At 72.5% G+C, this 7,159-nt stretch carries 8 protein-coding genes; 7 read left to right on the top strand and 1 reads right to left on the bottom strand.

The genetic code is table 11. The features are described 5' to 3' along the window. Positions 1 to 29: 29 nt before the first annotated feature. Complete coding sequence (locus ACFWN1_RS30425; RefSeq protein ID WP_384369032.1) at positions 30 to 1,682, bottom strand: FAD-dependent oxidoreductase; 1,653 nt, start codon at positions 1,680 to 1,682, stop codon at positions 30 to 32. Positions 1,683 to 1,882: 200 nt separating this feature from the next. Here ACFWN1_RS30425 and ACFWN1_RS30420 point away from each other — a divergent pair, with 200 nt between their 5' ends. From ACFWN1_RS30420 to ACFWN1_RS30390, 7 genes are read left to right on the top strand one after another with little or no spacing between them, the layout of a single operon-like run. Further along, positions 1,883 to 2,968: a SchA/CurD-like domain-containing protein gene (locus tag ACFWN1_RS30420; RefSeq protein WP_384369029.1), complete on the top strand. Its 1,086-nt coding sequence runs from the start codon at positions 1,883 to 1,885 to the stop codon at positions 2,966 to 2,968. A 58-nt stretch (positions 2,969 to 3,026) separates the two neighbouring features. Continuing rightward, the gene (locus tag ACFWN1_RS30415) at positions 3,027 to 3,488 is read left to right on the top strand and encodes a cupin domain-containing protein (RefSeq protein ID WP_384369026.1); all 462 of its coding nucleotides are present in this window, start codon (positions 3,027 to 3,029) and stop codon (positions 3,486 to 3,488) included. Continuing rightward, a complete protein-coding gene (locus tag ACFWN1_RS30410; RefSeq protein WP_384369023.1) occupies positions 3,485 to 4,744 on the top strand; it encodes a beta-ketoacyl-[acyl-carrier-protein] synthase family protein in 1,260 nt (419 codons plus the stop codon). Before ACFWN1_RS30415 ends, ACFWN1_RS30410 begins: the two co-directional genes overlap by 4 nt. A 7-nt stretch (positions 4,745 to 4,751) precedes the next feature. Continuing rightward, positions 4,752 to 5,990 carry a ketosynthase chain-length factor gene (locus ACFWN1_RS30405; protein WP_384369020.1) on the top strand — a complete coding sequence of 413 codons (1,239 nt, stop codon included), beginning with the start codon at positions 4,752 to 4,754 and terminating at the stop codon, positions 5,988 to 5,990. A gap of 24 nt (positions 5,991 to 6,014) precedes the next feature. Beyond that, positions 6,015 to 6,272, top strand: coding sequence for a phosphopantetheine-binding protein (locus ACFWN1_RS30400; RefSeq protein ID WP_384369017.1), 258 nt, complete (start codon positions 6,015 to 6,017; stop codon positions 6,270 to 6,272). A gap of 1 nt (position 6,273) precedes the next feature. After that, positions 6,274 to 6,750, top strand: coding sequence for an SRPBCC family protein (locus ACFWN1_RS30395; protein WP_384369014.1), 477 nt, complete (start codon positions 6,274 to 6,276; stop codon positions 6,748 to 6,750). Between the two features lie 29 nt (positions 6,751 to 6,779). Then, positions 6,780 to 7,103, top strand: coding sequence for a TcmI family type II polyketide cyclase (locus tag ACFWN1_RS30390; RefSeq protein WP_384369011.1), 324 nt, complete (start codon positions 6,780 to 6,782; stop codon positions 7,101 to 7,103). The last annotated feature ends 56 nt before the right edge of the window (positions 7,104 to 7,159 follow it).

Below are 7,159 nucleotides of genomic sequence, written 5' to 3'. Positions count from 1 at the left end.
GTGCGGGCGGCCTTCGGGGCTCCGGTCGGTCAGGCCCGGGACAGCAGTGCCGTCAGGGCCTCCCGGAGCATCGTGTCCGGGTCCGCCGCCGCGCTCGTGGCGTGCCAGGCCACGAAGCCGTCCGGGCGGATCAGGACCGCGCCGTCCGCCGTGGTGCCGTGGGCCGTGGCCCAGTCGGCGCCCTCGGTGTCGTAGGTGAGGTCGGCGTCCGGACCCGGGCCCACGCGGTAGGCGTCCAGGGCGACGCCGTCCTCCGCCGCGACCCGGCGGGCCGCCGCGTACCAGCCCGCGTCGTCCGGCGCGTCGGTGAGCAGGACCATCGAACGCTCGTACAGGTCGAGCGTGGACAGGCGCAGTCCGCCGCGGCGGACCCACAGGTGCGGGGCGCGGCTGCCGGGGCGGCCGTCGAGCGCCAGGGCGTCCGGGACGACCTCGGCGTGCGGGTCGGCGCCGAGGACGGCGCCGCCGGGGTAGCGGTAGCCGAGGACCACGTTGAGGATGCCGCCGCGCTTGGCGCCGCCGACCCCGGGGGCCGGGGCGAAGCCGGGGTGGCTGTGCTCCACGGAGCGGGCGGAGGCGCGGGCGCTGGTGGCGGTCGCGACCGGGCGGCGCTCGGCGCCGTAGGACTCCAGCAGGCCGGGGGCGGCCCAGCCGGACAGGACGGCGGACAGCTTCCAGGCGAGGTTGTGGGCGTCCTGGATGCCGGTGTTGGAGCCGAACGCGCCGGTCGGGGACATCTCGTGCGCGGAGTCGCCGGCGAGGAAGACCCGGCCGGCGGAGTAGAGGTCGGCGACGCGTTCGGCGGCGCGCCAGGAGGCCGTACCGGTGATCTTCACATCGAGCTCGTCCGCGCCGACCGCCCGCCGGATGTGGTCGCGCAGCCGCTCCTCGGTGAAGTCCTCAAGCGTCTCGCCGCGCTCGGGGTGCCAGGGCGCGTGGAAGACCCAGTTCTCCTTGTTGTCCACGGGCAGCAGCGCGCCGTCCGCGTCCGGGTGGGTGAGGTAGCAGCAGATGAAGCGGCGGTCCCCGACCACGTCGGCCAGCGCACTGGACCGGAAGGTGACGCTGACGTTGGCGAACAGGTCACCGGGCCCGCTCTGCCCGATGCCCAGGGCGCGCCGTACGGGGCTGCGCGGGCCGTCGGCGGCGACGAGGTAGTCGGCGCGGACGGTGAACCGCTCCCCGGTGTTCCGGTCGAGGACGGTGGCCGTCACTCCGTCCGCACCCTGCTCGAAGGACTGCTCGAAGGACTCCAGCTGGTGGAAGTACCTGAGGTCGCCGCCGAGTTCGCGCGCGCTGTCCAGCAGGACCGGTTCGAGGTCGTTCTGGCTGCACAGGCACCAGGCGGTGGGGCTGAACCTCGCCAGGCCGCCGCCGGGGTCGATGTTCTTGAACAGCCACTCCCCGGCGTCACCCACAAGGGTGGGCGTCTGGAGGATGCCGTGGTTGTCGGCGAGGAGCGAGGCGGCCGCCTTGATGTCCGGTTCCACCCCGGCGACCCGGAACAGTTCCATCGTACGGACGTTGTTGCCGCGTCCGCGGGGGTGGATCGAGGTCCCGGAGTGCCGCTCGACGAGCATGTGCCGCACACCGAGACGGCCCAGGAACACGGACATGGACAGGCCCACCAGTGAGCCGCCCACGATGAGGACGGGGACCCGGTGGTCGGCTTTCTGATGCATCGAAGCCTCCAGTGGCAGGGGATGGGCGCGTGGGGCGCCGGTGACTCTTCACTTCCCGGTGGCGGCCCCTCCGCGTGCCCAATCACCCGCGTGGTTCACAGGAGTCGCGGGCCGGTGGGGACCGGCACAGGATCAAGGAACGCTGCCGGACCCGATCGAGGCCGGCACCGGTGCCGCCCCGCGAAGGAGATGTGTGCAGGATGACCACCACGTCTGAACGTCCCTCAGAAACACCGGCACGCGAGATGTCCAAGCGTGTCTCCCAGTCCGTGTTCGACGGCTCCCCGCTGCGGGTCGTCCTTCTGGTCGACGTGTACGACGGCGCTCAGCAGCAGTTCCTGGAGGCGTACGAGCAGCTCTGCTCCCAGGTCACTCAGGTGCCCGGTCACGTCAGCGACCAGCTCTGCCAGTCCATCGAGAACCCCTCGCAGTGGCTGATCACCAGCGAGTGGGAGAGCGCCCCGCCGTTCCTCACCTGGGTGAACAGCGAGGAGCACGTGCACATGGTGGAGCCGCTGCACTCCTGCGTGCGCGACACCCGTTCGCTGCGCTTCCACATCGTCCGTGAGACGGGCGGCTCCGCCGTCCCCGCCGAGCCGGCCCCCGGCCGCCGGCTCCAGGCGCACCCGCGCATCGGTGACGGGGTCATCCGGCACGCGCTCACCTTCACCGTGAAGCCCGGCACGGAGGAGAAGGTCGCGGCGATCCTCGCGGACTACGCCTCGCCGAAGGCCCGCGTCGACGACACCACGCAGCTCCTGCGGACCTCGCTGTTCATGCAGGGCAACCGGGTGGTGCGGGCCATCGAGGTGCGCGGCGACCTGCTCGCGGCGCTGCGGCACGTGGCCCGGCAGCCCGAGGTGCGGGCGGTCGAGGAGGCCATCAACCCCTATCTGGAGCAGGACCGGGACCTGGACGACCAGGAGTCGGCCCGGATGTTCTTCACCCGCGCGGCGCTCCCCGCGGTGCACCACGTGGTCGCCGACGACCAGGCCGAGGGCAACCGCCTGGCGCTGTTCTACCCGGCCCGCTCCGGCCAGGGCATGCGTCTTGCCGAGCTGATCTCCCAGCACGACCAGGTGGCCGCCGACGACCCGGCGAGCACCGTGCTGCGCAGCACGGTCTTCCAGCGCGACGACGTGGTGGTGCGCCTGGTGGACGTGCGCGGCAAGCATGTCGAGGCCCTGCCGGAGGACGCGCGCGCGGCCGCCGAGGTGCGCGGGCTGCTCGACGGCGACGCCGCCCGGATGGACCTCGTCACCGACCGCCGCGCCTCGGACGCCTGATCCGGTGGCCGCCCCCCACCCCGCGACCGCCGACGCGGCACACCCCACGGAGGAAGCTGTGATCCCACACCGCCCCAAGATCATCGACCTTGAGGACACCGAGCACAACACCCGGCGCGGCGGCGACCTGCGCGCCATGCTGACCCCGGCGACGGTCGGCTCCACCAGCGGTTTCATGGGCGTGGCCATCGTGGCGCCCGGCGACCGCATCGGCGAGCACTACCACCCGTACTCCGAGGAGTTCGTGTACGTGATCTGCGGCCGGCTGGAGGTGGACCTCGACGGCGAGGCGCACCCCCTGAGGGCCGAGCAGGGGCTGATGATCCCCGCCCACATGCGGCACCGGTTCCGCAACGTGGGTGACGACGAGGCGCGCCTCGTCTTCCACCTGGGTCCGCTGGCCCCGCGCCCGCAGCTCGGTCACGTCGACACCGAGGAGACCGACGTCATCGGGGCCGCCGCGGTGGTGACGGAGGCCGGTGGTGCCGGTGCCCCCGGCCGGGACAAGGTGCGCTCATGACCCGCCGGGTCGCGGTCACGGGCATAGGCATCGTGGCTCCGGGCGGGATCGGTACGCCCGCGTTCTGGGACCTGCTGTCCAACGGCCGGACCGCGACGCGCGGCATCACCTTCTTCGATCCTTCGGGGCTGCGTTCACGGATCGCCGCCGAGTGCGACTTCGACCCGGCGGCCTACGGTCTCGACGCCGGCCAGGTCGAGCGGTCGGACCGCTACATCCAGTTCGCGCTGGTGGCCGGCGACGAGGCGGTGCACGACTCGGGACTCGACCTCGCGGCCGAGGACCCGTGGCGGATCGCGGTGTCCGTCGGCACCGCGGTCGGCGGCACCACCCGGCTGGAGAACGACTACGTGCTGGTCAGCCATGGCGGCCGACGCTGGGATGTGGACCACACCCGGGCCCGGCCCGAACTGCACCGGGCGTTCTCGCCCAGCACGGTCGCCTCCTCGGTGGCCGAGCGGTTCGGCGCGCGGGGCCCGGTGCAGACGGTGTCCACGGGCTGCACCTCGGGCCTGGACGCCGTCGGGTACGCCTTCCACACCGTGCAGGAGGGCCGGGCGGACATCTGCCTGGCCGGTGCCTCCGACTCCCCGATATCCCCGATCACGATGGCATGCTTCGACGCGATCAAGGCGACGTCCCCGAACAACGACGACCCGGCGCACGCCTCCCGCCCCTTCGACAACGACCGTGACGGGTTCGTCATGGGCGAGGGCGGCGCGGTGCTGGTGCTGGAGGAGCTGGAGCACGCCCGCGCCCGCGGCGCGCACGTGTACTGCGAGCTGAGCGGGTACGCCACGTTCGGCAACGCCTACCACATGACCGGTCTCACCCCCGAGGGCCTGGAGATGGCCCACGCGATCGAGACCGCCATGGACCAGGCCCGGGTCGACCCGACCGCGATCGACTACGTCAACGCGCACGGCTCCGGCACCCGGCAGAACGACCGCCACGAGACGGCCGCGGTGAAGCGGGCGCTCGGGCAGCACGCCTACGACACCCCGATGAGTTCCATCAAGTCGATGGTGGGGCACTCCCTCGGGGCGATCGGGGCGATCGAGGTGGTGGCGTGTGTGCTGGCGCTCGCCAAGCAGGCCGTCCCGCCGACCGCGAACTACACGACCCCCGACCCCGAGTGCGACCTGGACTACGTCCCGCGCGAGGCCCGGGAGCGGAAGCTGAACGGCGTGCTCTCCGTGGGCAGCGGGTTCGGCGGTTTCCAGTCCGCGGTGATCCTGACCCGGCCGAGGGAGTGAGGACACGATGAGAGCGACCGAGGAACGGCGCGCGGCCGTCACCGGTATCGGGGTGGTCGCCCCGAACGGCATCAGCACCGAGACCTTCTGGAAGTCCACCCAGGAGGGCGTCAGCGTCCTGGACCGGGTGACCCGGGAGGGCTGCGAGGATCTGCCGCTGAAGGTGGCGGGCGAGGTCCGCGAGTTCGACCCGGCGGTGGTCGAGGAGCGGTTCCTGGTGCAGACCGACCGCTTCACGCACTTCGCGATGGCGGCGGCCGACCTGGCGCTTGAGGACGCCCGGCTGGGACGGGCCGACACCGCGGTGGACCCCTTCTCCATCGGGGTGGTCACCGCCTCCGGCTCCGGCGGCGGCGAGTTCGGCCAGCGCGAGCTCCAGCAACTGTGGGGCAAGGGCAGCCGGTTCGTCGGTCCGTACCAGTCCATCGCCTGGTTCTACGCGGCCAGCACCGGCCAGATCTCCATCCGGCGCGGCCTCAAGGGGCCCTGCTCGGTGGTCGCCTCCGACGAGGCGGGCGGTCTTGACGCCCTCGCGCACGCCGCCCGCGCGGTACGCCGGGGCACCGATGTGATGGTGGCCGGCTCCACCGAGGCGCCGCTCGCGCCGTACTCGGTGGTCTGCCAGCTCGGGTACGGGGAGCTGAGCGGTCAGAGCGACCCGGCGCGCGCCTACCGCCCCTTCACCGAGGCGGCGTGCGGGTTCGTACCGGCCGAGGGCGGCGCGATGCTCGTGATCGAGGCGGAACGGTCCGCGCGGGAACGCGGGGCCGAGGTCCGGGCGTACGTCGCGGGACACGCGGCGACCTTCACCGGGGCCTCCCGCTGGGCCGAGTCCCGCGAGGGGCTGGCGCAGGCCGTCCGGACCGCGCTGGCGGAGGCCGGTTGCGCGCCGGAGGAGGTCGACATGGTCTTCGCCGACGCCCTCGGGGTGCCGGAGGCGGACCGTGCCGAGGCGCTGGCGCTGGTGGACGCGCTCGGTGCGCACGGGCGCCGGGTGCCGGTGACGGCGCCGAAGACCGGTATCGGCCGCGGCTACTGCGCGGCACCGGTGCTGGACGTGTCGGCGGCGGTGCTGGCGATGGAGCACGGCCTGATCCCGCCGACACCCAACGTGGTGGACGTCTGCCACGACCTGGACCTCGTGACCGGGAGCGCCCGCGTGGCCGAGCCGCGCACGGCGCTGGTCCTCAGCCGGGGCCTCATGGGGTCGAACTCGGCGCTGGTGCTCCGGCACGGCGCCCAGTAGGCGAACAGCAAAGGAGACAACGGCATGAACGCGCAGATCACCGAAGAAGAACTGGCCGCCCTCATGAAGAAGGCGGCGGGCATCACCGTCGCCCCCGCCCTGCTGCGGGAGCGGCCCGAGACCCCGTTCGAGACGCTGGGGCTCGACTCGCTCGGCCTGCTGGGCATCGTCGGCGAGCTGGAGAACCGGCACGGCACCCCGATGCCCCCGGACGCCGAGCGCTGCAAGTCGCCGCAGGCGTTCCTCGACCTCGTCAACAGCGCACTTATGGCAGGAGCCTGACATGGCCGGACACACCCGGAACGAGATCACCATCGCCGCTCCGCTCGACCTGGTCTGGGACATGACCAACGACCTGGAGAACTGGCCCCGGCTGTTCAGCGAGTACGCGTCCGTCGAGGTCCTCAAGCGTGAGGGCCGCAGGACGACGTTCCGGCTCACCATGCACCCGGACGACAACGGCACCGTGTGGAGCTGGGTCTCCGAGCGCGAGCCGGACCGCCAGAACCGCACCGTCCGCGCCCGCCGCGTGGAGACCGGCCCCTTCGCCCACATGGACATCCACTGGGCCTACGAGGAGGTGCCCGCCGGTACCCGGATGGTGTGGACGCAGGACTTCGCCATGAAGCCCGAGGCGCCGGTCGACGACGACTGGATGACCGACAACATCAACCGCAACTCCAAGGTCCAGCTTGCCCTCATCCGGGACAGGATCCAGCAGGCCGCCGGGGACCGCCCCGCCCCGGCCCTGGCCGACTGAACCGCGAGCGGGAGAGGAGGACACCTGCCATGCACCAGGGACTGATCGTGGCCCGGATGGCCCCGGGCTCGGCCCAGGACATCGCCAAGATCTTCACGGAGTCGGACCGGGGTGAGCTGCCGCACCTCGTCGGGGTGCGCCGCCGCAGCCTGTTCCAGTTCGGCGATGTGTACATGCACCTCGTCGAGTCGGACAGCGACCCGGCCCCGGCCATCGCCAAGGTGGCCGGCCACCCGGAGTTCCGGGGGATCAGCGAGCGCCTGTCGGCGTACGTCAGCGCGTACGACCCCGAGACCTGGCGCTCCCCGAAGGACGCGATGGCGGAGCGCTTCTACGTGTGGGAGCGCGACTAGCCGTCCGACTCCCCGGATGACCACCGGCCGCGGGGGGCCGCCCCGCGCGGGGGCGG

The sequence above is a fragment of the Streptomyces sp. NPDC058459 genome, from assembly GCF_042721685.1.
In the GTDB taxonomy this organism is placed as follows: domain Bacteria; phylum Actinomycetota; class Actinomycetes; order Streptomycetales; family Streptomycetaceae; genus Streptomyces.
The sequence above is the reverse complement of the archived record's forward strand: the minus strand, read 5'-3'. Positions and strand labels throughout refer to the sequence as shown.